General features: G+C 57.4%; 28 protein-coding genes. 14 read left to right on the top strand and 14 right to left on the bottom strand.

The window, feature by feature from the left end; all coding sequences use genetic code 11:
- The first annotated feature begins 44 nt into the window (after window positions 1–44).
- Window positions 45–386, top strand: coding sequence for a Grx4 family monothiol glutaredoxin (grxD, locus tag AC1RJ3_RS11205; RefSeq protein ID WP_019693361.1), 342 nt, complete (start codon window positions 45–47; stop codon window positions 384–386).
- Between the two features lie 106 nt (window positions 387–492).
- Here the strand turns inward: grxD and bfr are convergent, their stop codons facing one another.
- Together bfr and AC1RJ3_RS11195 are read right to left on the bottom strand one after the other, a co-directional pair.
- Complete coding sequence (bfr, locus tag AC1RJ3_RS11200; protein ID WP_054593808.1) at window positions 493–966, bottom strand: bacterioferritin; 474 nt, start codon at window positions 964–966, stop codon at window positions 493–495.
- Between the two features lie 199 nt (window positions 967–1,165).
- Entirely contained in the window at window positions 1,166–1,384 is a 219-nt protein-coding gene (locus AC1RJ3_RS11195) for a bacterioferritin-associated ferredoxin (RefSeq protein WP_019693359.1), read from the bottom strand.
- A gap of 315 nt (window positions 1,385–1,699) precedes the next feature.
- On the opposite strand from AC1RJ3_RS11195, the gene AC1RJ3_RS11190 reads away from it, so the two are divergent.
- Window positions 1,700–2,302, top strand: coding sequence for a peroxiredoxin (locus AC1RJ3_RS11190; protein ID WP_019693358.1), 603 nt, complete (start codon window positions 1,700–1,702; stop codon window positions 2,300–2,302).
- Window positions 2,303–2,376: 74 nt separating this feature from the next.
- On the opposite strand, the gene rnt is transcribed toward AC1RJ3_RS11190, so the two are convergent.
- Both rnt and pyrC read right to left on the bottom strand, forming a co-directional pair.
- Complete coding sequence (rnt, locus tag AC1RJ3_RS11185; RefSeq protein WP_054593807.1) at window positions 2,377–3,051, bottom strand: ribonuclease T; 675 nt, start codon at window positions 3,049–3,051, stop codon at window positions 2,377–2,379.
- Window positions 3,048–4,094, bottom strand: a complete 1,047-nt coding sequence (gene pyrC, locus AC1RJ3_RS11180; RefSeq protein ID WP_054593806.1) for a dihydroorotase — start codon at window positions 4,092–4,094, stop codon at window positions 3,048–3,050. Before pyrC ends, rnt begins: the two co-directional genes overlap by 4 nt.
- 156 nt (window positions 4,095–4,250) lie before the next feature.
- Between pyrC and AC1RJ3_RS11175 the strand changes: the two genes are divergently transcribed.
- Window positions 4,251–5,159, top strand: a complete 909-nt coding sequence (locus AC1RJ3_RS11175) for a flagellar protein MotY (RefSeq protein WP_054593805.1) — start codon at window positions 4,251–4,253, stop codon at window positions 5,157–5,159.
- A gap of 129 nt (window positions 5,160–5,288) precedes the next feature.
- The gene (locus AC1RJ3_RS11170; protein WP_019693354.1) at window positions 5,289–6,506 is read left to right on the top strand and encodes an argininosuccinate synthase; all 1,218 of its coding nucleotides are present in this window, start codon (window positions 5,289–5,291) and stop codon (window positions 6,504–6,506) included.
- 155 nt (window positions 6,507–6,661) lie between these two features.
- Here the strand turns inward: AC1RJ3_RS11170 and AC1RJ3_RS11165 are convergent, their stop codons facing one another.
- On the bottom strand, window positions 6,662–7,354 hold the full coding sequence (locus tag AC1RJ3_RS11165) for a hypothetical protein (RefSeq protein WP_493078930.1): 693 nt from the start codon (window positions 7,352–7,354) through the stop codon (window positions 6,662–6,664).
- A gap of 481 nt (window positions 7,355–7,835) precedes the next feature.
- Between AC1RJ3_RS11165 and AC1RJ3_RS11160 the strand changes: the two genes are divergently transcribed.
- Window positions 7,836–8,462 carry a response regulator transcription factor gene (locus AC1RJ3_RS11160; protein WP_054593803.1) on the top strand — a complete coding sequence of 209 codons (627 nt, stop codon included), beginning with the start codon at window positions 7,836–7,838 and terminating at the stop codon, window positions 8,460–8,462.
- A 189-nt stretch (window positions 8,463–8,651) separates the two neighbouring features.
- On the opposite strand, the gene AC1RJ3_RS11155 is transcribed toward AC1RJ3_RS11160, so the two are convergent.
- From AC1RJ3_RS11155 to metG, 8 genes are all read right to left on the bottom strand, one after another.
- Window positions 8,652–8,831, bottom strand: a complete 180-nt coding sequence (locus AC1RJ3_RS11155; protein ID WP_019693351.1) for a PA3496 family putative envelope integrity protein — start codon at window positions 8,829–8,831, stop codon at window positions 8,652–8,654.
- Window positions 8,832–8,938: 107 nt separating this feature from the next.
- Window positions 8,939–9,577, bottom strand: coding sequence for an endonuclease III (gene nth, locus AC1RJ3_RS11150; protein ID WP_054593802.1), 639 nt, complete (start codon window positions 9,575–9,577; stop codon window positions 8,939–8,941).
- 25 nt (window positions 9,578–9,602) lie between these two features.
- On the bottom strand, window positions 9,603–10,193 hold the full coding sequence (locus tag AC1RJ3_RS11145; RefSeq protein ID WP_054593801.1) for an Rnf-Nqr domain containing protein: 591 nt from the start codon (window positions 10,191–10,193) through the stop codon (window positions 9,603–9,605).
- Window positions 10,190–10,795: an RnfABCDGE type electron transport complex subunit G gene (locus AC1RJ3_RS11140; protein ID WP_054593800.1), complete on the bottom strand. Its 606-nt coding sequence runs from the start codon at window positions 10,793–10,795 to the stop codon at window positions 10,190–10,192. Before AC1RJ3_RS11140 ends, AC1RJ3_RS11145 begins: the two co-directional genes overlap by 4 nt.
- Entirely contained in the window at window positions 10,792–11,790 is a 999-nt protein-coding gene (locus AC1RJ3_RS11135) for an RnfABCDGE type electron transport complex subunit D (RefSeq protein ID WP_493078925.1), read from the bottom strand. The genes AC1RJ3_RS11140 and AC1RJ3_RS11135 overlap by 4 nt, the downstream gene beginning before the upstream one ends.
- Window positions 11,777–12,991 (bottom strand): electron transport complex subunit RsxB, encoded by a 1,215-nt coding sequence (rsxB, locus tag AC1RJ3_RS11130; protein ID WP_054593798.1) that lies wholly within the window; start codon window positions 12,989–12,991, stop codon window positions 11,777–11,779. Before rsxB ends, AC1RJ3_RS11135 begins: the two co-directional genes overlap by 14 nt.
- On the bottom strand, window positions 12,988–13,575 hold the full coding sequence (locus tag AC1RJ3_RS11125; protein ID WP_347927889.1) for an Rnf-Nqr domain containing protein: 588 nt from the start codon (window positions 13,573–13,575) through the stop codon (window positions 12,988–12,990). The genes rsxB and AC1RJ3_RS11125 overlap by 4 nt, the downstream gene beginning before the upstream one ends.
- A 120-nt stretch (window positions 13,576–13,695) precedes the next feature.
- Window positions 13,696–15,747: a methionine--tRNA ligase gene (gene metG / locus AC1RJ3_RS11120; RefSeq protein WP_493078922.1), complete on the bottom strand. Its 2,052-nt coding sequence runs from the start codon at window positions 15,745–15,747 to the stop codon at window positions 13,696–13,698.
- Window positions 15,748–16,039: 292 nt separating this feature from the next.
- Between metG and apbC the strand changes: the two genes are divergently transcribed.
- Window positions 16,040–17,134 carry an iron-sulfur cluster carrier protein ApbC gene (gene apbC, locus AC1RJ3_RS11115; RefSeq protein WP_103315088.1) on the top strand — a complete coding sequence of 365 codons (1,095 nt, stop codon included), beginning with the start codon at window positions 16,040–16,042 and terminating at the stop codon, window positions 17,132–17,134.
- A gap of 188 nt (window positions 17,135–17,322) precedes the next feature.
- On the opposite strand, the gene AC1RJ3_RS11110 is transcribed toward apbC, so the two are convergent.
- The gene (locus AC1RJ3_RS11110; RefSeq protein WP_103315087.1) at window positions 17,323–18,081 is read right to left on the bottom strand and encodes an SDR family oxidoreductase; all 759 of its coding nucleotides are present in this window, start codon (window positions 18,079–18,081) and stop codon (window positions 17,323–17,325) included.
- Window positions 18,082–18,247: 166 nt separating this feature from the next.
- Between AC1RJ3_RS11110 and AC1RJ3_RS11105 the strand changes: the two genes are divergently transcribed.
- The 8 genes from AC1RJ3_RS11105 (at window position 18,248) to AC1RJ3_RS11070 (ending at window position 24,974) form a co-directional block, all read left to right on the top strand.
- Window positions 18,248–18,979: a HugZ family pyridoxamine 5'-phosphate oxidase gene (locus AC1RJ3_RS11105; protein WP_493078919.1), complete on the top strand. Its 732-nt coding sequence runs from the start codon at window positions 18,248–18,250 to the stop codon at window positions 18,977–18,979.
- Between the two features lie 66 nt (window positions 18,980–19,045).
- Window positions 19,046–19,522, top strand: coding sequence for an FxsA family protein (locus tag AC1RJ3_RS11100; RefSeq protein WP_054593792.1), 477 nt, complete (start codon window positions 19,046–19,048; stop codon window positions 19,520–19,522).
- Between the two features lie 246 nt (window positions 19,523–19,768).
- Window positions 19,769–20,062 (top strand): co-chaperone GroES, encoded by a 294-nt coding sequence (locus AC1RJ3_RS11095; RefSeq protein WP_008032125.1) that lies wholly within the window; start codon window positions 19,769–19,771, stop codon window positions 20,060–20,062.
- A 49-nt stretch (window positions 20,063–20,111) separates the two neighbouring features.
- A complete protein-coding gene (gene groL, locus AC1RJ3_RS11090; RefSeq protein WP_054593791.1) occupies window positions 20,112–21,755 on the top strand; it encodes a chaperonin GroEL in 1,644 nt (547 codons plus the stop codon).
- A gap of 193 nt (window positions 21,756–21,948) precedes the next feature.
- Window positions 21,949–22,632: a two-component system response regulator ColR gene (gene colR / locus AC1RJ3_RS11085; RefSeq protein ID WP_054593790.1), complete on the top strand. Its 684-nt coding sequence runs from the start codon at window positions 21,949–21,951 to the stop codon at window positions 22,630–22,632.
- Complete coding sequence (locus AC1RJ3_RS11080) at window positions 22,622–23,902, top strand: sensor histidine kinase (RefSeq protein ID WP_054593789.1); 1,281 nt, start codon at window positions 22,622–22,624, stop codon at window positions 23,900–23,902. Before colR ends, AC1RJ3_RS11080 begins: the two co-directional genes overlap by 11 nt.
- Window positions 23,903–24,027: 125 nt before the next feature.
- Window positions 24,028–24,741, top strand: a complete 714-nt coding sequence (locus AC1RJ3_RS11075) for a lipopolysaccharide kinase InaA family protein (RefSeq protein WP_054593788.1) — start codon at window positions 24,028–24,030, stop codon at window positions 24,739–24,741.
- Window positions 24,742–24,743: 2 nt separating this feature from the next.
- Window positions 24,744–24,974, top strand: coding sequence for a hypothetical protein (locus tag AC1RJ3_RS11070; protein WP_054593787.1), 231 nt, complete (start codon window positions 24,744–24,746; stop codon window positions 24,972–24,974).
- The last annotated feature ends 56 nt before the right edge of the window (window positions 24,975–25,030 follow it).

Raw genomic sequence — 25,030 nt, 5'->3', positions numbered from 1 at the left:
CACCGTGCCGACAACTGAGTCGGAAAGTTCAGCCGAGGTGCTTCATGGATATCATCGAAACTATTAAAGAGCAGATTGCTAACAACACCATTCTGCTTTACATGAAAGGCTCGCCGAATGCCCCACAGTGTGGCTTCTCCGCGAAAGCCGCTCAGGCCGTCATGGGCTGTGGTGAGAAGTTCGCTTACGTGGACATCCTGCAGAACCCGGAAATCCGTGCCAACCTGCCAAAGTACGCCAACTGGCCAACCTTCCCGCAATTGTGGGTTGCTGGTGAGCTGGTCGGTGGTAGCGACATCATGACTGAAATGGCCGCTGACGGTTCGTTGCAGGCCCTGATCAAAGACGCTGCGGCCAAAGCTGCTGCTGGCAAGACCGAAGCCTGATTTATAGGCAGAAGCGGCCGTCCGGCCGCTCCTGCTGGTAATAAAAAGCCCCGCCTCTCGTAAGAGGGCGGGGCTTTTTATTGAGTCGAGATTAGCGCTGTAGAAGTTATTCGTCGCCCATCTGCGATTGCAGATAGTTCTCAAGACCGACTTTATCGATCAGGCTCAGTTGAGTTTCCAGCCAGTCGATATGTTCTTCTTCGGATTCGAGAATATCTTCGAGCAGTTCACGGCTGCCGAAGTCCCCGACGGTTTCGCAATGAGCGATAGCCACTTTGAGGTCGGCATGGCCGGTACGCTCGATGCTCAGGTCGCACTCAAGCATTTCCTTGGTGTGCTCGCCGATGTGCAGCTTGCCCAGGTCCTGGACGTTTGGCAGGCCTTCGAGGAACAGGATGCGCTTGATCAGCTTGTCCGCGTGTTTCATCTCGTCGATGGATTCGTGGTACTCGTGCTTGCCGAGCTTGTTCAGGCCCCAATCTTCATACATGCGCGCATGCAGGAAATACTGATTGATTGCGACCAGCTCATTGCCAAGAATCTTGTTGAGGTGCTGGATAACCGTGATGTCGCCTTTCATGTGGGGTCCTGCCCTTTAATTACCCTATTAAGCGGCGAAGTTTGAGCCGGGCAGTTGTTAGTGTCAAACCTAAGTTATTGAATACTATATGAAAATTAATCGGAATAAGAATGTTTGTGTTCCGCATCCTAGCGCTAAGCGATTGAATTACAGGCATAAAAAAACCGGACGCTAAGTCCGGTTCTTTCAAATGTTCTATTTACGCTGCCGAAAATTCTACAGGGTAGGGGATCGCCGCCTGGCTTAATTGCAACTCGGCCAGGGTTTCGCGCACCACTTGTTTGGCAAGGCAGGCGCATTTTCCACATTGGCCGGCAACGCCGGTAGCTTGGCGTACCTCGCGGTAGCTGCAGCAACCTTCATAGATCGCATCGCGGATTTTTCCGTCGGTGACACCAGTGCAAAGGCAGACATACATAAATTGAGAACCGTCGTGGGTTATGGCTCGGTTGCGACGGATCTTAATGTTAACGAGAATGATTGTCAAAGTGGTTTCGGCACGCTTTGCGCCAGAACAGCGACAGCCTGACGAACGGCATAATGCGCCCGGGACAGTGTCATCAAGCCTGCGCCGAGGTTTTTGATGTCGTTGTAAAAAGCGCTAAGGACAGGCGAAAAACGCGGTGTATGATGTGCGGTCTTTGCGAAGGGCACTCGAGTCATGAACCTGTCGTTTATTGGCGACAGACTGGTTCGATGCCGTTCTTCACGCCACCACACCAGGAGATATCCAATGAGCGTACTCGTAGGCAAACAAGCCCCTGACTTCACCGTACCGGCCGTACTCGGCAATGGCGAAATCGTTGACAGCTTCACCCTGTCCTCGGCCATCAAAGGCAAATACGGCCTGGTGTTCTTCTACCCACTGGACTTCACCTTCGTCTGCCCGTCCGAGCTGATCGCTCTGGACCACCGCATGGCTGACTTCAAGGCACGCAACGTTGAAGTGATCGCTGTTTCGATCGACTCGCACTTCACTCACAACGCATGGCGCAACACCCCGATCAATGCCGGCGGCATCGGTCAGGTTCAGTACATCATGGCTGCTGACATGAAGCACGACATTGCCAAGGCCTACGACGTTGAGTCCGAAGGCGGCGTGGCTTTCCGTGGCGCATTCCTGATCGACGACAAGGGTGTTGTTCGCTCGCAGATCGTCAACGACCTGCCACTGGGCCGTAACATGGAAGAGCTGATTCGCCTGGTCGACGCCCTGCAATTCCACGAAGAGCACGGCGAAGTTTGCCCGGCCAACTGGAAAAAAGGCGACAAGGGCATGACTGCTTCGCCAGAAGGCGTTGCGGCTTACCTGACCGAGAACGCTGGCAAGCTGTAAGCCACGCGTCAGGCATAAAAAAACCGGCCGCTGAGGCCGGTTTTTTTATGGGCGGGATAAATCCTGCGACTGAATCAGTCGTTGAAATCTTCCCAGCCGCCCATTTGTTTCCAGCGATTGACGATGCCGCAGAACAGCTCGGCAGTCTTCTCGGTGTCGTAGCGAGCCGAGTGGGCCTCGCGACCGTCGAAGTCGATATCGGCAGCCTGGCACGCCTTGGCCAGGACCGTTTGACCATACGCCAGACCGGCCAGTGTCGCGGTGTCGAAGCTGGAGAACGGGTGAAACGGATTGCGCTTCATGTCCAGGCGCGCAACGGCGGCATTGAGGAAGCCCAGGTCAAAGCTGCTGTTATGGCCGACCAGGATCGCCCGTTTGCAGCCGTTGGCTTTCAGCGCCTTGCGTATGCCACGGAAGATGTCGGTCAGTGCCGCTTCTTCACTCACGGCCATGCGCAGTGGGTGATCGAGCTTGATCCCGGTGAACTCCAGCGCCGCGGCTTCGATGTTGGCGCCTTCGAACGGTTCTACACGGAAGAAATAGGTGTGATCGGGGTACACAAAACCTTTTTCGTCCATGCTGATGGTCGTGGCGGCAATTTCCAGCAAGGCGTCAGTGGCACAGTTGAAACCACCGGTTTCAACGTCGACGACAACGGGCAAGTATCCACGGAACCTGGCTGCCATCGGGTGACGTGAACCACCTCCGCCTGAACTTTCCTGTTCGTCGTCGAAATGGTCTTCACTCACGCGTGTTCCTCCAGCAGGCGCCAGCGCAGTTTTTCACCGGCGCGCAGCGGGATGACAGTCAGCTCGCCGAACGGCAGGCTGGTTGGGGCAGTCCATTCTTCGCGGACCAGGGTAATGCGGTCGGTGTTCGCCGGCAGGCCGTAGAAGCGCGGGCCGTTGAGGCTGGCGAAGGCTTCGAGCTTGTCCAGCGCATTACGCTGTTCAAAGGCTTCGGCGTACATCTCGATCGCGGCATAAGCGGTGTAGCAACCGGCACAGCCACACGCGGCTTCTTTGGCGTGTTGGGCGTGCGGAGCCGAGTCCGTGCCCAGGAAGAACTTCTCGCTGCCGCTGGTAGCGGCGTCAAGCAGGGCGACCTGATGCGTATTGCGCTTGAGAATCGGCAAGCAATAGAAGTGCGGACGAATCCCGCCCACCAGCATGTGGTTGCGGTTATACAGCAGGTGGTGAGCGGTGATGGTTGCGCCAACGTTGGCCGAAGCCTCGTTGACGAACTGCACGGCATCGCTGGTGGTGATGTGTTCGAACACCACTTTGAGCGTTGGGAAACGCTCCACGACCCGACGCATGTGCTCGTCGATGAAGATTTTTTCGCGGTCGAAGACATCGACGTCGCCGCGGGTGATTTCACCGTGAATCAACAAGGGCATCCCGACCTCGGCCATGGCCTCGATCGCGGGGAAGATCTTGTCGATGCTGGTAACACCGGAGTCCGAGTTGGTGGTCGCGCCAGCCGGATACAGCTTGGCGGCGTGAACGAAACCGCTGGCCTTGGCCTCGCGAATTTCATCGGGTGTAGTCCGGTCGGTCAGGTAGAGCACCATCAGCGGTTCGAAACGGCTGCCGGCCGGGCGCGCAGCGAGAATGCGCTGGCGATAGGCGTCGGCTTCAGCGGCGTTACGCACCGGTGGTACCAGGTTAGGCATGATGATCGCGCGACCAAAGGTGCGCGCGACATCCGCGACAGTATTGGGCAACACAGCACCATCGCGAAGATGAATATGCCAGTCGTCGGGACGCAGCAGGGTCAGGCGGTCGGACATTGGGGATTCCAGGCGGGTCAAACTCAAGGGAATGCTACCGGAAAAGACTCATCCAGGCACTCGCTATCAAGTTTTGCAGCAAGCTTCCGATATGACAAAGGTATGCCGTAATTATATGTATCGGTCTTTTTGTTGTAGAAGCCAGTGGAGCCTCCCGTGCGCCAGCGTTATTTAGCCTTGCTCAGCGTGTTTGCCAGCCTTCCTGCGATGGCGCTCACTTTCCAGACGCGTCTGGAGAGCATCGAGTGGACGGTCGAAGGCGACAAGTTCGAATGTCGCCTGAGCCAGCCGATTACCGATTTCGGTTCGGGCGAGTTCGTGCGGCGCGCAGGCGAGCAGGCCACCTTTCGTCTGAAGGCCTACAACCCGATGATCAGCGGCGGCTCGGCGACGTTGCTGGCCGCCGCTGCGCCTTGGCAGCCGGGGCGCGGCGATATCAATCTGGGGGCGGTCAAGGTTGGCAGCGGTGATGTGCTGTTCAACAGCTCGCAACTCCAGGCCGGACGCCTTATCGGCGGTTTGATGGACGGTCGCAGTCCGCTGATTCGCCATTATTCGCGCGATGGCGGTGTGTCGGAAGTCCGTTTGTTACCGGTCAGCTTCAGCAAGGCCTACGCCGATTATCAGGCGTGTGTCGCCAAGTTGCTGCCGATGAATTACGAGCAGGTTAAGCAGGCTGAGGTTGGTTTTCCGGGCGGTGGTATCGATCTGGACGCGCAGGCCAAGGCCAAGCTGCAGGTTATGCTGAACTTCATGAAGGCCGACCCGACGGTCAATCACATCGAACTCGACGGCCATTCCGATAACAGCGGCAATCGCCTGACCAACCGTGATCTGTCTCGGCGCAGGGCGTTGGCGGTGATGGACTTCTTCAAGGCCAATGGCATTCAGGAATCACAGATCACGATGCGTTTTCACGGCGAACGCTATCCGTTGGCCCCTAACACCAACACCGCCAATCGGGCCAGGAATCGCCGGGTCAACGTTCATCTTGAGCGCGTTGCACCCACCGATAAACCGGCTCCGCAAGTCAGCTCGGCAAGCAGTGCCGCGACGACCTCCTGAACCGGCTGAAATCGTCGCCCGCTCGACATAATCTGTCGCTTCGTCATCATAAGCTGTCGCGCCTCTGTAATTTATCCGCTCGCAGCGGTAGACTTCTCGGCTTTCCGTAGAACCCCGTGGAGTGATGGCATGGCGGACGTAAACAAGGTCGTTCTGGCGTATTCCGGCGGCCTGGACACTTCGGTGATCCTCAAGTGGCTGCAGGATACTTATAACTGTGAAGTGGTGACCTTTACCGCTGACCTGGGTCAGGGTGAAGAGGTCGAGCCGGCCCGCGCCAAGGCACAAGCCATGGGCGTAAAAGAAATCTACATCGACGATCTGCGCGAAGAATTCGTGCGTGATTTCGTTTTCCCGATGTTCCGTGCCAACACCGTTTACGAAGGCGAGTACCTGCTGGGTACTTCCATCGCTCGTCCGTTGATCGCCAAACGCCTGATCGAAATCGCCAACGAAACCGGCGCTGACGCCATTTCCCATGGCGCGACCGGCAAGGGCAACGACCAGGTTCGTTTTGAACTGGGTGCCTATGCACTCAAGCCTGGCGTGAAAGTGATCGCCCCTTGGCGCGAGTGGGACCTGCTGTCCCGCGAGAAGCTGATGGATTATGCGGCGAAGCACGCGATCCCGATCGAACGTCACGGCAAGAAAAAATCTCCGTACTCGATGGATGCCAACCTGCTGCACATTTCCTATGAAGGCGGCGTGCTGGAAGATACCTGGACCGAGCACGAAGAAGATATGTGGCGCTGGACCGTCTCCCCGGAGAACGCTCCTGACAAGCCGCAGTACCTGGAACTGACTTACCGCAACGGCGACATCGTTGCACTGGACGGCGTCGAAATGACTCCGGCTACCGTGCTGGCGACCCTGAACCGTATCGGTGGCGAGCACGGTATCGGCCGTCTGGACATCGTCGAGAACCGTTACGTCGGCATGAAGTCCCGTGGTTGCTACGAAACCCCAGGCGGCACCATCATGCTGCGTGCTCACCGGGCGATCGAGTCGATCACTCTGGACCGCGAAGTGGCTCACCTCAAAGACGAGCTGATGCCTAAATATGCCAGCCTGATCTACACCGGTTACTGGTGGAGCCCTGAGCGTCTGATGCTGCAACAGATGATCGATGCTTCCCAGGCGCATGTGAACGGTGTGGTTCGCCTGAAGCTGTACAAAGGCAACGTGATCGTTACCGGTCGCAAGTCTGACGAATCGTTGTTCGACGCCAACATTGCTACCTTCGAAGAAGATGGCGGCGCTTACAACCAGGCTGATGCAGCCGGCTTCATCAAGCTGAACGCTCTGCGTATGCGCATTGCCGCAAACAAAGGCCGCAAGCTGTTCTGATGTTGTTGGCATGATCAACGATTGTGGCCCCGTTTGTAACGGGGCCACAATGTGATCGAAGCATTCGTGTGTGGTTTGTCTCCTGAATCTGCGTCACCAGGTCCTGGTTGTTAACTTCCGGGATTGTCTGTACCCCCCCTTCTGTTCTGTCTGTGTCAGTGCTGGCTGACGACGGTCACTGCCAAAGTACTCAAGTTATAACTCATGTAAAAAGACTCTTTGGGCTCCAGGGATCTTGCACCTGATTTTTTGAGTGCTCTTTCGTTAATCAAATGTTCCGACTCACCGCTTGTCAGGAAGACGATCACTTCACGGTCATGATGTTTCCTTGAATAGAGCGCGTTCATCAAACTGCCGACATCTTTCTTTTTGCGAATCCATCGTGCATCAACGATCTGCATGCCACGTATCGACGCCGGTAAAGACACTGGCTGTTGGGTTGTAAGGTTCGTGATGAAGGTTATATAGGCGGGTGGAGCGGGCGTGCTCTGAAGCAGATAGTCGGGTTTATGTCCTTTGATTGAGTTGGGTTGATTCTCCTCTTCAGCGGGGTCGTTAAGAGCGGTGTTTCTGTTTTTTTCTGGTCGAGCAGCATCGTCGATGACTTTTACAAACTGTTTGCTCTTTTGAAAATCAGAAGGTGCATACAGTGATTTGTAGTTAAAGTTGAGTGTGATAAAAAATAAAAAGAGCAGGTAAAAGGGGAAGCTGATCAGAAACCAGATGTACGTCTGGCGCTCCTCGTTGTCGAGAAAGGGCAACGATACGGCTGCCGAAGTTTCGGAGAGCGTCGCAAATATCGCAATTATGGTCATCGGGTTGGATATTTTTTTTTGAATTTTTGTCATTTTTATTACTCGTTAAATAGTGATCTATAGTGATTCCTTGTGGGTGAAAATGTTAAGTGGTCGTGGTGGTTCGGTATTGATTTATTAGTTTTTGTAAAGGGTTTATGGATCGGTCTGCTTTGCAGTTTTATCACTATTTTTAACGGATCAATAGCCTTGTTTTAACGTGATTCATGTAAGCGGGTGAAAGCGGGTTGTTTTTTGATAATAGACGCATGTTTAATTAATGGCCGGGATAGAGTGTGTATTGTCAGCTGGTTTCTTAGATGTCCACAGAAAAAATACCGGTGACCAGAGAGGTGGGCGCCTCGAATAAACTTTAAGCGACATTGTTTTTTATGAAATCCTGTAGGGGGAATCCCTGTTGTTTGTAGGGATTGTCTCTCGGTGTAGGTGGTTGGGGTGGGCAGCATCCCAAGGTCGAAACGACTACGCTATTGTGCGGGCTCTAAAAATTCGAACAGCGAAATTGGACTTGCCCATGAATAAAGTGCTGATCGTGGATGATCACCCCGTCATTCGTCTTGCTGTACGTATGCTAATGGAACGTCATGGCTATGAAGTCATTGCCGAAACGGACAATGGTGTCGATGCCTTGCAACTTGCCCGTGAACAGATGCCGGATATCGTGATACTGGATATCGGTATTCCGAAACTGGATGGCCTGGAAGTTATTGCACGCTTGACCTCGACCACCATGCCTTTGAAAGTGCTGGTCTTGACGTCGCAGGCCCCCGGTCACTTTTCAATGCGTTGCATGCAGGCAGGGGCAGCCGGGTATGTCTGCAAACAGCAGGACCTCACCGAGTTGCTCAGTGCAATCAAGGCTGTATTGTCAGGATATAGCTACTTTCCGAATCAGGCGTTGCACTCGGTTCGCTCAAGTTTGGGGAACGCGAGTGAAGCCGACATGGTGGATCGTCTGTCAGGAAGGGAGATGATGGTTTTACAACAGTTGGCCCGAGGAAAGACCAACAAGGAAATTGCCGATGGAATGTTCCTCAGCAACAAAACCGTGAGTACTTACAAAACGCGTCTGCTATTGAAGCTCAATGCCCGCTCGCTGGTAGACCTTATCGAGCTTGCGCAGCGTAATGGTCTGGTTTGAATCTCTCCGGGCGAGTAGTGCTTTGTGCATGGAAAGCGTCTGAAGGTAAGCGGAGTCTGATCGGATTTTGAGTCGCCGGATGGCTTGCCCTGATGTCTCCGCCGCGCCGGACTCATTGATGAATCAGAGAGCATTGCCCAGCGGTTGAGGGAGTGCTGAAAAGCCTCCATTTCGGGAGGCTTTCAGGTGTTAAAGGTCAAAGTCGTAATCGGCCAGTTGCTTTTGCAAGCGGCGCTCCTCCAGGAGATTATCGATGGTGCGACGTTTGCTCAGGTTGGTCTTTGCTACCTCTACCACAGGCTCGGCATCATCGGCCTCAACAGAGATGAAGTCGTCTTCTGTGTCCAGTTGTTCTTTGCCAGTGCTCATAAGGTTAACTCCAGGCTAAGAATGCCATTGGCGCTTCTTATATCGACATTCTCCCGGCGGGTAAAAAAGATTTTTTCAATCGGTAAATCAATAAATCTAATAGAACCTCAATCGTCGGAGGTCTTTTGCTTGTATTCGCACAGGTCTTCGATACGGCAGCTGCCACAACGGGGCTTGCGAGCCAGGCAAACGTAGCGTCCGTGGAGGATCAGCCAGTGATGGGAGTCGAGCAGATACTCCTTGGGAACAAACTTCATCAGTTTTTTTTCCACCTCGACGACATTCTTGCCTGGCGCTAACCCTGTGCGGTTGCTGACCCGGAAAATGTGCGTGTCGACGGCCATGGTCAGCTGGCGAAAAGCCGTATTGAGCACCACGTTCGCGGTCTTTCTACCGACCCCGGGCAGCGCTTCCAGCTCCTCACGGGTTTGCGGTACTTCACCGCCATGAAGCTCTACCAGCATTCGGCAGGTTTCTATGACGTTTTTTGCCTTGCTGTTGTACAGGCCGATGGTCTTGATGTACTCGGACAATCCTTCTACACCCAGCGCATACATCGCTGCCGGAGTATTGGCCACCGGAAACAGCTTGGCGGTGGCCTTGTTGACGCCTACGTCCGTGGACTGCGCGGAAAGGATCACGGCGATCAGCAATTCGAAGGGCGACGAGTAGGCCAGTTCGGTTTTCGGTTCCGGATTGTCTTCGTGAAGCCGACGGAAAATTTCCAGGCGTTTTGCAGCATTCATGGGCAGAGCAGTTCCTTGAAGGCGGTCAGTGTGAGGTCGAGGCGCCGGGCCAGGCTTGTTTGGCGGCTATGAGCAGTCCCAGCAGGATAAATCCGCCGGGGGCGAGGATGGCCAGTCGTATGCCGCCATCAGCGGCAAACAGCCAGCCTTGCCCGCTGGAATCAATAATTCCGCTCAACCAGGACACATGGCTGGCGAATGACCCATTGCCAAGGGCTTCTCGCAACACGCCCAGTACAACCATCAGCCCAAAAAACAGGCTGGACAGGCGAGTCCGGTCGATCATGCTTGCCTGGGTAAAAAAGCCGCTGTACTCCAGCACAATGCACTGCAGGGCAATCAGTCCGGCATACATTCCCAGTTGCTGATGCAGTTCAAAGGCCCAGGCCTGTAATGCCAATGTTGCCAGGCTGGTCAATGTGGCGGCGAGTGCAATGCAGGTGATCAACTGCATGGACGGGACAATCCGCGGTCGCAATACACTCATCTTCAGGCCGTAAACACCAATGACCAGCAGCGATAACAGCGACAGACCCAAGGCTTTTACCAAGGAGTCACTGGCGCCGATCAACGGGGTCAATATCAGCGAGTTCTGCAGCATCGAGGACTGGTTCATTGTCCGCTCCCGATCAGTTGTGGCTGATGCTCGTCGAAATAGCGTAACGCATCATGGATCGCGCTGATCACCGCCCTGGAAGTGACGGTTGCGCCGATCAACTGATCGAATTGCCCCTGATCTTTTTTCAGCGCCCAGCCACTGTCACCAGGGTCGTTGCGCGACTTGCCGAAAAAGCCCTGAAGCCAGGGATTGGGCTGGTCGGCGATTCTCCCGCCCAGCCCTGGTGTTTCCGATTGCTTGAGGGTTTTGACTCCCAGCAACTTGCCGTTGATGTCGATCACGATCAGCAGTTCGATCGCATTTTCGTAACCCGTCACCTGGCTGCGTAATATCACTGCACTGGGTTTTCCGCCTGCTGTGGCCAGGTAACCGCCCAGCAAGGTGCTGTTGCTCAGCGCGATATCCTTGAACGCGAGTGGCTGGTCCAAAGGCTGATTGTCGTAGCTGCCGACTGGCAGCATGTCGAACAGCTTGCGGCTTTCGATCAAGCGCTGTTCAGCCGATATCTGCGGCGCGGTGGCGTGTTGCAGGAAAAATGTAGCGCCTGCGCCCAATCCGGCCACGACCACCAGCATCAGCACACTGAAATTCCGCTTCATGGTGTACGAGGCTCTGGTTGTGCAGCAGCGAGGCGTTCCAGGGCCGGTACGCAGAGATTCATCAGCAGCACCGCAAAGGCCACCCCGTCGGGATAGCCGCCCCAGGTTCGAATCAGGTAGGTCAGAAGGCCGACGCCCGTGCCGAACATCAGGCGGGCTTTTGGACTTTTCGCTCCCGACACCGGTTCGGTCACGATAAAGAATGCCCCGAGCATGCTCGCACCCGTCAGCAAGTGAAAGAGCGGGGAGCCGTGGGAGTCCGAACCTGAGCCGTTCCAGCACAACAGGCTGATGACGAACAGACTGCCGAGCATGCCGACCGGCGCATGCCAGCTGAACACCCGCTGCTGTAACAGGAACGCGCCGCCGGCGAGGAAAGCCAGATTCACCCATTCGATACCTTTACCACCCATGTGGCCAAACGCCGGGTTGCCGGCGAAGAGTTCGTCCATGGTCAGGCTTTTGTTGATTCGCAGGCTATCCAGCGCCGTGGCCGTCACCCAGGCGTCGGGCTGCTCGGCGCCGCTGAAATTGAAACCGAAAATCTGTTGCAGGCCGGCGAGCAGATTCATCCCGTGGGACGTCGGCCAGTGGGTCATCTGTCGCGGGAAACATACCAGTACCAGCGCGAAACCGAGCATGGCCGGATTGAACGGGTTTTTGCCAACGCCACCATAAAGGTGCTTGCCGAAAAACATCGCGAATGCCGCAGCGCTGACCGTCAACCACCATGGACAGTAAGGTGGTAACGCCAGTGCCAGCAAGGTGGCGCTGACCAACGCGCTGCCGTCGCTTAGCGCAGGCTTGAGCGGGTACTTGCGCAACCGCAACACCAGCGCTTCAACGGCTAACGCGCTGCCGCAGGCCAGCAGCAGATTGATCAGAACACCCCAGCCAGATAACCAGAACAACACCAGCATGCCCGGCACGGTGGCCAGTAACACCCGCTTCATCGCCTGTTGCAGGCGATCATCGACCGGTTCAAGGGGCGACATAGGCGTTTACCTGGCGCTCGGCTTCGCAGAGCCGTTCGCGGGCCTTGGCCAGGAGCTCCGCCGGTGTATCAGGACCCCGCTCGAGCTTGCTGACATCGGCGCGGGCATAAGCCAGCTCGGTTTTCAGTTGCCGCAGTTGAGCGTCGATGGGACGTTTTTCGACGCGTACCAGGTCGGGTGCCGGTTTTTCGCTGGCTCCCTCGGCAGCGTGCAGCGCCTGCTCCGCTTGAGCGAGGGCCGCGCTGAGCGCTTCCAGTTGCTCGGCCGGTGCTTCGCTGGCCTGGGCTTTTTTCAGCTCGGCGCGACGCATCGCCAGCTGGATTTTCGCGCGTTTGAGTTCGGCATCGTTGGCCGGCGCCGTCGGTTGCACAGGTGCTGACGGGACTGTGCTTTCGAGCTGCGTCAGAGCTTGCTCGGCGGCTTCGAATTGCTGCTGCAAAATGATCAGCTGCGACTGCTGTTCGAAGGTCGGAGGATGCCCAAAAGCTTTCAGCGATTTGTTCAGTTGCGCGCGGCTCATCGCCACATCGATCTTGGCTTTTTTCAGCGCGGCATCGGCGGCTGCGGCTTTTTGGGCCTGAACCCGGGCAATGGCGTCCTGCAGCGGGGTATTGCTGGCATCGCTGTGTTGAGCGGCTTTTTGCGCGCGGGCCAGTCGTTCAGCGTGCTTTTGCTCTTCCTCACGACGCAGGCGTGCATTGCGCTGTTCGAAGCGCTGCCTTGCGTGATCGCGTTTGGCGTTGCGTGCTTGCAGTTCTTCGGGCGTGAACGCCAGACCACCGATAATCGGCAGCACCTGGGTCGAGGGTAAAGGATGCATTTCGATGCAATCCACCGGGCAGGGTGCTACGCACAGATCGCAACCAGTGCATTCGTCGATCAGCACCGTGTGCATCAGTTTTGCTGCGCCGACAATTGCGTCTATCGGGCAGGCCTGAATGCACTTGGTGCAGCCGATGCATTCGGCTTCACGGATAAATGCAATTTGCGCCGGTGCCGAGCCACGGCTGGTGTCCAGTTCCAACACCGGGATTTTCAGCAGTTCGGCCAACGCTGAAATGGTCTCGTTGCCGCCCGGCGGGCACTTGTTGATTGCCTCGCCATTGGCGATGCCTTCAGCGTAGGGCTTGCATCCGGGGTGGCCGCATTTGCCGCATTGGGTCTGCGGCAGGAGTGCGTCGATACGTTGAATCAGACTCATGTTTTGATCAGTCCGCTGAAGCCGAGAAATGCCACTGCGATCAGTCCGGCGCTGATCAGGTCGATCGGCAGGCCACGAAAGGGCAGGGGCACATCGTTATTGAGAATGCGCTGGCGCAGGTCGCTGAACAGACTCAGCACCAGCCAGAAACCCAGCCCGGCGCCAAGACATAGCGCTACGTGATAGCCAAAGCCTTTGTCACTCTGCATGCCGAACAGGCTCAGCCCCAGCACGCCAGCGTTGCCCAGCAATAACGGCCACAAGCCGTTGAACGGTAACTGCGGCAGGGCACGCGTCAGCAGATTCAGCAGCGGGGTAATCAGCAGTACGCTCAAGGGCAAAAACACAAACAGGTACAAGGACGTCAGCCCGAGCAGTATCAGCAACCAGTAATAGGCCGCGTAACCCAGAACGCCGCTGAGCAACATCAGGCAGGTGGTTGCAATGCCCAGGGCATGAACCTGACGACGTTCGATGGCAGGCTCACGCGTCGATTGCATCAACGGATCGACACCCAGCGGCCAGTGCACGATGAAGTTATTGATCAGGGCGGTGCTGATGAGCGTGAGCAGAATGTCGGTCATGGGCGTGCCGGGTTGAGCGAACGGGCCTGTGCATAAAGATTAGGCATTATCCGGCAAGCAGATATGAAAATCCCACCGCCGCGAGTCAACGCGACGGTGGGATCGGTTCAGTCAGGCAACTTACTTGATGCGCTGACCCGGCTTGGCGCCGCTGTCCGGGCTCAACAGGTAGATTTCTTCGCCGCCAGGGCCTGCCGCCATGACCATGCCTTCGGAGATCCCGAAACGCATTTTGCGTGGCTTGAGGTTGGCGATCATCATCGTCAGACGACCTTCAAGCTTGGCCGGGTCTGGATATGCGCTCTTGATGCCGGAGAACACGTTGCGTTGCTCGTCACCGATATCCAGGGTCAGGCGCAGCAGCTTGTCCGCGCCTTCCACGGCTTCGGCCTTGAGAATCAGCGCCACCCGCAGGTCAACTGCGGCAAAGGTATCGAACTCGATCTCTGGCGACAGCGGATCCTTGGCCAGTTCGCCATTCCCTTGTGAGGCGGCATCACCGGTGTCGGTCTGGCTGGCGGCCAGGTCTTCTTTCGAAGCGTCGGTCATGGCTTGCACCTTGACTGGGTCGATACGGGTCATCAGCGGTTTGAACTCGTTCAGCTGATGGTTGCTGAGCAGTGTTGCGTGATCGTTCCAGGTCAGCGGTGCGACGTTGAGGAACGCCTCGGCGTCGGCGGCCAGCAACGGCAGCACAGGCTTGAGGAAGATCACCAGTTGGCGGAACAGGTTGACGCCCAGGGCGCAGATCGCCTGGACTTCGTCTTGCTTGCCTTCTTGCTTGTTCAGCGACCATGGCGCCTTGTCGGCGATCCAGGCGTTGGCGCGGTCGGCCAGGCCCATGATTTCACGCATGGCACGGGCGAAGTCGCGAGCCTCGTAAGCCTCGGCGATGCTTGGCGCAGCGGCCAGGAACGCTTCGGTCAGTTCTGGCGCGGCATTACCGGCCACCAGCACACCGGCGTTGCCTTTGTGGATGAAGCCGGCGCAGCGGCTGGCGATGTTGACGACTTTGCCGACCAGGTCGGAGTTGACCTTCTGCACGAAGTCTTCGAGGTTCAGGTCCAGGTCGTCGACGCCACGGCCGAGTTTGGAGGCGTAGTAGTAGCGCAGGTATTCCGGCGACAGGTGGTCCAGGTAGGTCCGGGCCTTGATGAAGGTGCCGCGGGACTTGGACATTTTCTGGCCATTGACGGTCAGGTAGCCGTGTACGTTGATACCGGTCGGCTTGCGGTAGCCCGCGCCTTCGAGCATGGCTGGCCAGAACAGCGCGTGGAAATTGACGATGTCCTTGCCGATGAAGTGGTACAGCTCGGCGGTGGAGTCCTTGGCCCAGTACGCGTCGAAGTCCAGTTCAGGACGACGTGCGCAGAGGTTCTTGAAGCTCGCCATGTAGCCGATTGGCGCGTCGAGCCAGACATAGAAGTACTTGCCTGGCTCGTCGGGGATTTCGAAACCGAAGTACGGCGCATCGCGGGAGATGTCCCACTGTTGCAGGCCGACATCCAGCCATTCGGCGATCTTGTTCGCGACTGCGTCTTGCAGGGTGCCGCTGCGGGTCCATTCCTGCAGCATCTGCTGGAAGTCCGGCAGCTTGAAGAAGAAGTGTTGGGAATCCTTGAGCACCGGCGTGGCGCCCGAGATCGCCGACTTCGGATCTTTCAGGTCGGTCGGCGCGTAAGTGGCACCGCACTTTTCGCAGTTGTCGCCGTACTGGTCTTCAGTGCCGCACTTCGGGCAGGTGCCCTTGATGAAGCGGTCGGCCAGGAACATTTTCTTTTCCGGGTCGAAATACTGGGTGATCGAGCGCGTGGCGATGTGCCCGGCGTCACGCAGCTTCAGGTAGATCTGGCTCGACAGCTCACGGTTTTCTTCAGCGTGAGTGGAGTGGAAGTTGTCGAAGTCCACCAGGAACTCGGCAAAGTCGGCGCTGTGTTCAGCCTGGACGTTGGCGATCAGTTGTTCCGGGGTGATGCCTTCTTTTTCTGCGCGCAGCATGATGGCCGAACCGTGGGCGTCGTCCGCGCAGACATACGTGCATTGATTGCCGCGATGCTTCTGGAAGCGCACCCACATATCGGTCTGGATGTACTCAAGCATATGGCCAAGGTGGATTGAACCATTGGCATAGGGCAGGGCGCTGGTGACGAGGATCTTGCGTGGCTCGGACATGGGGCTCGGCTACTTGATGAAACGGAGGTCGGCCACTATAAAGCGCCGGCGCATATTTTTCACCCTTCAGGCCTGTTTCCCGATGCGTCGCTGCGAATATCTGTGGCTAGGGAGCTTGCTCCCGCTGGGTGGCGAAGCCGCCCCATATAAGGCGACGCCGAGCGGACAGCATCGCCGCGTCAATAAAATTACGGCTGCTGCGCACCCGAGCGGGAGCAAGCTCCCTCGCCACAAATGAGTGTCCGGCGTAGGATACCCGTCTGATTTTCCAGCCTTGTTATCGGAGTTGCCCATGAGCGCCGTCAATCGCGCAGCGGTGGAAGCCGTCCTTCGTCAGTACACCGACCCTTACTTGAACCAGGATCCGGTCAGCGCCGGTTGCCTGCGCAGCATCGACATTCAGGGCGACCGCGTCAGCGTTCAGCTGGAACTGGGCTACGCCGCCGGCCTGTTCAAGAGTGGCTGGGCGCAAATGCTGCAAATGGCGATCGAAGGACTGGAGGGCGTGACCTCGGCCAAAGTCGACATCAGCACCGTGATTGCCGCGCACAAGGCGCAGGCGCAGATCCCGGGTTTGGCCAACGTCAAGAACGTGGTCGCCGTGGCGTCCGGCAAGGGCGGCGTGGGCAAATCCACCACCGCCGCCAACCTTGCGCTGGCGCTGGCCCGCGAAGGCGCCAAGGTCGGGATCCTCGATGCCGATATCTACGGCCCGAGCCAGGGCATCATGTTCGGCATCCCGGAAGGCACCCGACCGAAGATCAAGGACCAGAAGTGGTTCGTGCCGATCGAGTCGCATGGCGTTGAAGTCATGTCCATGGCGTTTTTGACCGACGACAACACGCCGATGGTCTGGCGTGGCCCGATGGTCTCCGGCGCCTTGCTGCAACTGGTGACACAGACCGCCTGGAGCGATCTGGATTATCTGGTGATCGACATGCCGCCGGGTACCGGTGACATTCAGTTGACCCTGGCGCAAAAAGTCCCGGTGGCGGGGGCGGTGATCGTCACCACGCCGCAGGATCTGGCATTGCTGGACGCCCGCAAAGGCGTGGAGATGTTCCGCAAGGTCAACATTCCAGTGCTCGGCGTGGTGGAAAACATGGCTGTGCACATCTGCTCCAACTGCGGTCATGCCGAGCACCTGTTCGGTGAAGGCGGCGGCGAGAAGCTGGCCAGCCAATATGGCGTCGAACTGCTGGCATCGCTGCCGCTGTCGATGTTGATCCGTGAGCAGGCTGACGGCGGCAAGCCAACAGTGATTGCCGAGCCGGACAGCCAGATCGCCATGGTCTACCAGGAACTGGCCCGTCACGTCGGTGCGCGGATTGTCTTGCAGGAAGCCGCCACGCCAGCGATGCCGAACATCACCGTCAGTGACGATTGATTGGGTAAATGGAGGACCTGCTTTTGTGGCGAGGGGGCTTGCCCCCGTTGGGTGGCGAAGCCACCCCAATACTGGTCGGCGTTCTCTCCCTGTAAAAACGCGTCAACCGGTTTACGACTGCTTCGCAGCCGAACGGGGCGGTGCGGCGTTCCGACAAGCCCCCTCGCCACAGGGTTTTGTGCTGAACTTTAAATCCGCAAACCGCCATCCATTTCCAGGATCCGGCCGGTGTAGTAGTCGTTCTCGAAGATGTACGCCGCCGAATGGGCGATCTCTTCGGGCTTGCCCATGCGTTTGAGCGGAATCCCGGAGGTCATTTTCTCCAGCGCTTCAGGCTTCATGCTCAGGGTCATTTCGGTTTCGATGAAGCCCGGCGCAATACCGGCCACGCGAATGCCATAGCGCGCGAGTTCCTTGGCCCAGGTCACGGTGGCCGCAGCAACCCCGGCCTTGGCGGCGGAGTAGTTGGTCTGGCCGACGTTGCCGGCGCGGGAAATCGAGGAGATGTTGACGATCGCGCCGCCGGTCTTCAGCTCGATCATTTTCGCCGCCACTTCACGGGTGCAGAGGAACACGCCGGTCAGGTTGACGTCGATCACGGCCTGCCACTGGGCCAGGCTCATTTTGGTCATTTCGCCATCCTTGACCTTGATCAGCAGGCCATCGCGCAGAATCCCGGCGTTGTTGATCAGGCCATGGATCGCGCCGAAGTCTTCGGCAACCTGGGCGACCATGTGCGTCACCTGTTCTTCATTGGCAACGTTGCACAGATAAGCGCGAGCTTCGACACCGGCGGCTTTGCAGGCGGCGACGGCCTGGTCTAGCTTTTCCTGGTTGAGATCGACCAGTGCCAGTTTTGCGCCCTTGGCGGCGAAATACTCGGCCATCGAACGGCCTAAACCCTGGCAACCGCCGGTGATAATGATTACTTTGTCAGTGAGTTTCATTCGCATGCCCCAAATGGCAGGTCAGAGTGGTTTCCTTTTAGAGAGCCTCTCGATCTGCACCTGATGTGGCCTGGCTGCACATGAGAACTGCCCCGATGGCGTTGCTGGAACTTTGTCCCAGGAGCCTGTCCGTTTTTTTGACGGATTCTATATAAGGAGTCATAAATTGAGCGTTGAAGCTGCCAAGCATGCCCGAGAATTGTTGCTCAAGGAATACCGCGGAGTGCTCTCGACGCACTCCAAGGCAATGCCCGGTTTCCCGTTCGGCTCAGTGGTTCCTTATTGCCTGGACGAGCAGGGCCGGCCGCTGATCCTGATCAGCCGGATCGCCCAGCACACCCACAATCTGCAAAAAGACCCCAAATGTTCATTGCTGGTGGGTGAGCGGGAGGCTGAAGACGTACAGGCCGTTGGTCGCCTGACCTACCTGGCCGAAGCGGAAAAAATTCAGGATCAGGCCGCCATCGATGCCGCCGCCGAGCGTTATTACCGCTATTTCCCGGATTCGCAGAATTATCACAAGGCGCATGATTTCGACTTCTGGGTACTCAAACCGATACGGCATCGCTACATCGGCGGTTTCGGTGCGATTCACTGGGTCGACCAATTGACCCTGGCCAACCCATTCGCCGGCAAGGCCGAAGCGAGCATGATCGAACACATGAACGCCGACCACGCCAAGGCCATCGCCCATTACGTCGAGCTGGCCGGCCTGCCGAAAACCGCACCCGCTCAGTTGGCGGGCATCGACGCCGAAGGCATGCACCTGCGCATTGGCCAGGGGCTGTACTGGTTACCGTTCCCGGAAGAGTGTAATACGCCGACACAAGTACGCGAAGCCTTGGTTTTATTGGCTCACGCCGAGCAATGGCCGAAAAATGCGACAGCCGACGCTTGAAATCACGAAACGGCGACGTCATCTACGTTCTACTTGCAAGGCATTCTTGCGTTGAGGAACCATTTGATGCGCCCTTTTTTGTTGCTCTTTCTGCTGTTCCCGGTGTTGGAGCTGTTCGTATTCGTCAAGGTCAGCGCGGCCATCGGGTTTTTCCCGGCGCTGCTGCTGATCATTCTCGGTTCGATGTTCGGTGTGTTCGTGCTGCGCATCGCCGGCCTGGCTACCGCATTGCGTGCTCGTGAAAGCCTGAACCGCGGCGAGTTGCCAGCGCAGACCATGCTTGAAGGCCTGATGCTCGCCTTGGGCGGCGGTCTGTTGATCCTGCCAGGTTTCGTCAGCAGCGTGATCGGTCTGATCATGATCTTGCCGATCACCCGTCGGTTGCTGGCCAACGCGATGCGCAAGCGCGCCGAGGAGCAGGCAATTCGTCAGCGTGCCTTTGCCGATGATCTGCAACCGCGTGGCGGCCCGGCTCCGCGTCAACCGTTGGGCCGTGAACCGAACGTGATCGAGGGCGAGTTCGAGCACCGCGACTCCAAATAACTGTTTCATTGACACGGCACCTTCGGGTGCCGTGTTCGTTTCTGTGGTCGGTGCCGTAAAAAAATTCACTGCCCAGCCCTTGTAATAAGCTTATGCGCCCTTATGTAACGGTCACCGCAAGGTTTCTGGTGAAGATCACCAGACAGACTTCCGCGGTTCGCTTGACGAGCCGCAACCGGCAACGCCGGAATTTAACCCGCCGGGATTACACCGGCCGCTGAAAACCACAATTAGGAGAGATCGACAATGAAGCTTCGTCCTCTGCATGACCGCGTCGTCATCCGTCGCAGCGAAGAAGAAAAGAAAACCGCTGGCGGTATCGTTCTGCCAGGTTCGGCTGCCGAAAAAGCCAACAGCGGTGAAGTCCTCGCTGTAGGTACCGGCCGCGTGCTGGACAACGGTGAAGTGCGTGCGCTGGCCGTGAAAGTGGGTGACAAGGTTGTGTTCGGCCCGTACTCCGGCAGCAACACTGTGAAAGTCGACGGTGAAGACCTGCTGGTAATGGCTGAGAACGAGATTCTCGCTGTTATCGAAGGCTGATTTGCGCTCAATTTCCCGCTACTACAAAAGTATTTAAGGAATATCGATCATGGCTGCTAAAGAAGTTAAATTCGGCGATTCCGCCCGTAAGAAAATGCTCGCCGGTGTCAACGTCCTGGCTGACGCAGTAAAAGCGACCCTGGGCCCTAAAGGCCGTAACGTGATCATCGAGAAGAGCTTCGGCGCTCCGACCATCACCAAGGACGGCGTTTCCGTAGCCAAAGAAATCGAACTCAAAGACCGTTTCGAAAACATGGGCGCGCAGCTGGTCAAAGACGTTGCCTCCCGTGCCAACGATGACGCAGGCGACGGCACCACCACCGCGACCGTTCTGGCTCAGTCGATCGTCAACGAAGGCCTGAAAGCCGTCGCTGCCGGCATGAACCCGATGGACCTGAAACGCGGTATCGACAAAGCGACCATCGCTATCGTCAAAGAGCTCAAAGCCCTGTCCAAGCCATGCGCTGACACCAAGGCAATCGCTCAGGTCGGCACCATCTCGGCCAACTCCGACAGCTCCATCGGCGACATCATTGCCGAAGCCATGGAAAAAGTCGGTAAAGAAGGCGTGATCACCGTTGAAGAAGGCTCGGGCCTGGAAAACGAACTGTCGGTTGTAGAAGGCATGCAGTTCGACCGTGGCTACCTGTCCCCGTACTTCGTCAACAAGCCAGAGACCATGACTGCCGAACTGGACGGTCCGCTGATCCTGCTGGTCGACAAAAAGATCTCGAACATCCGCGAAATGCTGCCAGTACTGGAAGCCGTTGCCAAAGCCGGCCGTCCTCTGCTGATCGTTGCCGAAGACGTTGAAGGCGAAGCCCTGGCGACTCTGGTTGTGAACAACATGCGCGGCATCGTTAAAGTGGCTGCCGTCAAAGCCCCAGGCTTCGGCGACCGTCGCAAGGCCATGCTGCAGGACATCGCTGTTCTGACTGGCGGTACCGTTATCTCCGAAGAGATCGGCCTGAGCCTGGAAAGCACTACCCTGGAACACCTGGGTAATGCCAAGCGCGTGATCCTGTCCAAAGAAAACACCACCATCATCGACGGTGCTGGCGTTGAGGCTGACATCCAGGCTCGCGTTGTGCAGATCCGTCAACAAGTGGCTGACACTTCGTCAGACTACGACCGTGAAAAACTGCAAGAGCGTCTGGCCAAGCTGTCCGGCGGCGTTGCAGTGATCAAGGTTGGCGCTGGTTCCGAAGTTGAAATGAAAGAGAAGAAAGCCCGCGTTGAAGACGCCCTGCACGCTACCCGTGCAGCCGTTGAAGAAGGCGTGGTACCTGGCGGTGGCGTGGCACTGGTTCGCGCTCTGCAAGCGATCTCCGAGCTGAAAGGCGACAACGATGACCAGAACGTCGGCATCCAGTTGCTGCGTCGCGCTGTTGAAGCGCCACTGCGCCAGATCGTTGCCAACTCCGGCGACGAGCCAAGCGTTGTAGTCGACAAGGTCAAGCAGGGCAAGGGTAACTACGGTTACAACGCTGCTACCGGCGAATACGGCGACATGATCGAAATGGGTATCCTGGACCCGGCTAAAGTGACTCGTTCGGCTCTGCAAGCGGCTTCGTCGATTGCCAGCCTGATGATCACCACCGAAGCCATGATCGCCGAGATCAAGGAAGACGCACCAGCTGGCGGCGGCATGCCAGACATGGGCGGTATGGGCGGCATGGGCGGCATGATGTAAGCCAGCCTTACCCTGTACGAAAAAACCCCGCTGGCGTAAAGCCTGCGGGGTTTTTTTATGGCTGTAACATATCGGCAGGGGTCTGCAGTACCTTCCCTGACAGGGTTTGGATCAACAGATCTATCCCTGAGCCACTCTTGGCCTTAAGCTGCGCGGTCCAAGACGGCCGTAACTGTGTACGGAGCAAGTGCCCATGCGAATTCTATTGGTTGAAGACAACCGCGACATCCTCGCCAATCTGGCCGATTACCTGGGGCTTAAAGGCTATACCGTGGATTGCGCGCAGGACGGCTTGTCAGGCCTGCACCTGGCGGCCACCGAGCATTACGACCTGATCGTGCTCGACATCATGCTGCCCGGTATCGATGGTTACACCCTGTGCAAACGCCTGCGTGAAGATGCCCGGCGCGATACCCCGGTGATCATGCTGACCGCCCGTGACCAACTGGATGACCGGTTGCAGGGCTTCAAGTCCGGTGCCGATGATTACCTGGTCAAACCGTTTGCCCTGTCTGAACTGGCGGCGCGCATCGAGGCGGTCATGCGCCGTACCCAGGGTGGCGGTCGCCGAGCCCTGCAGGTTGGCGATCTGAGCTACGACCTCGACACGCTGGAAGTGACCCGCGAAGGTCGCCTGCTGAAACTCAACCCGGTAGGCCTCAAGCTGCTGGCGGTGTTGATGCAGAAAAGCCCGCACGTCTTGCGTCGCGAAATACTCGAAGAAGCCCTTTGGGGTGACGACTGTCCGGACAGCGACAGCCTGCGCAGTCACGTCCATCAGTTGCGTCAAGTGATCGACAAACCGTTCGCCAAACCTTTGCTGCAAACCGTGCACGGCGTCGGCTATCGCCTGGCCGAGGGGCGTGATGGAGTTTAAGCAGAGCCTTGCTCAGCGGATCATTATTGCCTTTGCCTTGATGAGTGCGTTGGTGGCGGGGGCATTCGCCATTGGCATCGTGGCGACCGTGCATCTGGTCGAAGAAAAGCTGATTTCAGCAGGCCTGGGTGGCGATTTACAGCGGTTGCTGTTGATGGACAGTATGGCCGACTGGAGTCATCGTCCCGAGCCCGATCAGTTGTTCTACTTCAGTGGCGGCCCTGGCGACTTTGACTTGCCCAGGGACCTGCGGCATCTGAATGCGGGCTTTCATGAAGTATTTCGCGAGCAACTGTCATACCACGCGCTCGTCGAGATCGTTGACGGCCGACGTTACGTCCTGCTGCAGGATCAAAGCGATTTCGAAGAGCGCGAGCGAGTGCTGTTTGCCGTGGTACTGGTGGGGTTTGTATTAAGTCTGGCATTGGCGGTGTTCCTCGGCTGGGTGCTCGCGCGCAAGGTCATGGCGCCGGTGGTCCGGCTGGCGCGCCAGGTGCGTCACCGCGATCAACTGCTCGGCCTGGCACCGCCCCTGGCGCCGGACTATGCCGCTGATGAAGTCGGTGAACTGGCCGTCGCCTTCGACGCCACGCTGGGCCGATTGCGCCAGGCGCTGAGTCGCGAACGGCTGTTCACCAGCGACGTCAGTCACGAACTGCGCACCCCGTTGATGGTATTGGCCAGCTCCTGTGAGCTGTTGCTGGAGAACCCGGACCTCGATCAGCGCAGTCGCAACCAGGTCGAGCGGATCGCTCGTGCCTGTGAAGAGATGCGCGAACTGGTCCAGACCTTCCTGATGCTCGCCCGCGCCCAGCGCGAAGATGCCAGCATGTCGCCGCAACAGACCCTGGGGCAGGTGGCCGAGGACTTGCTCGGCCTGTGGCGCGAGCCGATCGAAGACAAGGGTCTCACGCTGTTTTATGAACCCGGCAACCCGACGGATACGCGCTATAACGCGACATTCCTGCACGCGGTCATGGGCAACCTGTTGCGTAATGCCTTGCACTACACCGACAGCGGGTTTATTCGCTTGACCATTCTGCCCTGCGGTTTTCTGGTCGAAGACAGCGGTGTCGGTATTCCCGAAGAGAAGCGTGAAGCGATGTTCGAGCCGTTTGTACGCGGTGGCGAGAAGCGTGGGGACGGGCTTGGGCTGGGCCTGTCGCTGGTGCAGAGAATTTGTGAAAACCAGGGCTGGAGCGTCAGTCTCAGCACCATGGAGCCCAACGGCTGCCGCTTTTATGTCGAGCTGGGCAAGCCGGACGCTTGATGCCACGGTCGCGACCACCGTAGAAGCGGAGTTCAAGCAGGCGGATTTTCGGGTTCAGGAACATTTGGACTGTATCCCGCTCTATGGCATGCGGCGCGTTTATATATTACGAAAGAGGTAGAAGGATGGCAGTTGAACAGGCATCGGAAATGGAAGTCGCTCCTGCAGACCGCTTCAATTATTTCTGGAATCAGCGCGGTGAATGGGTGGAAGAGCCCAACGTGCGGAGAGGCGGGGAAAGTGGCGTACAGCGGATTCGTGCCCCCCATGACCGGCTGCTCTATGCCAAGCGCCAGACAGGGCATATTTACCGTAGCTGGTTGCACCCGTTTGGTCGTCCGACGGTGTTACGTGAGCTTGATGCGCTGAACGGCCTCCGTTCGCTGAATGTTCGAGTGCCTGAGCTGGTGTTCTGTGGCGCCCAGCGTGATCCGGTGCATCAGTGGCGAGCGTTGTTGGTGACTGCCGCACTGGACGGCTTTGTCGAGATTGAAGACTGGTATGCCAGCGGTGGGCGCGAGCGCCATGGTGAGGCGTTGCATGAGCGGGTGCTGCAAGATCTGGCCGAGAACCTGGCGCGGATGCACAAGGGGCGCTGGCAGCATAGCTGCTTGTATATCAAGCATGTTTTTGTGCGCGTGACCGGTGAAGGTGACGCCGCCAGGGCCGAAGTGGCGTTACTCGATCTGGAGAAGTGCCGTCAGCGCCTGACTCGCCAGCAAGCGGCTTCGCATGACATGAAACAGCTGCGCCGCCACTCGTCGTGGGGCTCGGCGGATTGGGCGAAGCTCATCTATTTTTATAAGAAGGCGTTTGGCAGCTCTATCAAAGGTTTGTAGCGATGAAACTAGAAATTGCTAGGGGGCTATTTTTGGCAGGAGCCTTGGCAGTTGTTTCATTGGCGGTGGTCGGCCTGGAGCAGCCACGTACGCAAGTTCTCAGTGCAAAGAATGGCGGCGTGCATTGTCCGCTACCACGGACTACGAAGTCATCCACAGTGACCCACTCCGAAAATGATGAGCTGTTCTTGTTCATGCTTGGCATGACTCAGGGAATGAAACACCAGAGTTGAAACCCCTCGGCCCACATCAAAGGCCTCGCATGCGCGAGGCTTTTTGCTTTTGAGAT

Source organism: Pseudomonas sp. GW822-FHT04C11, from assembly GCF_058800905.1.
Note: the sequence above shows the minus strand (reverse complement) of the source record. Positions and strands in the feature narration are given on the sequence as shown.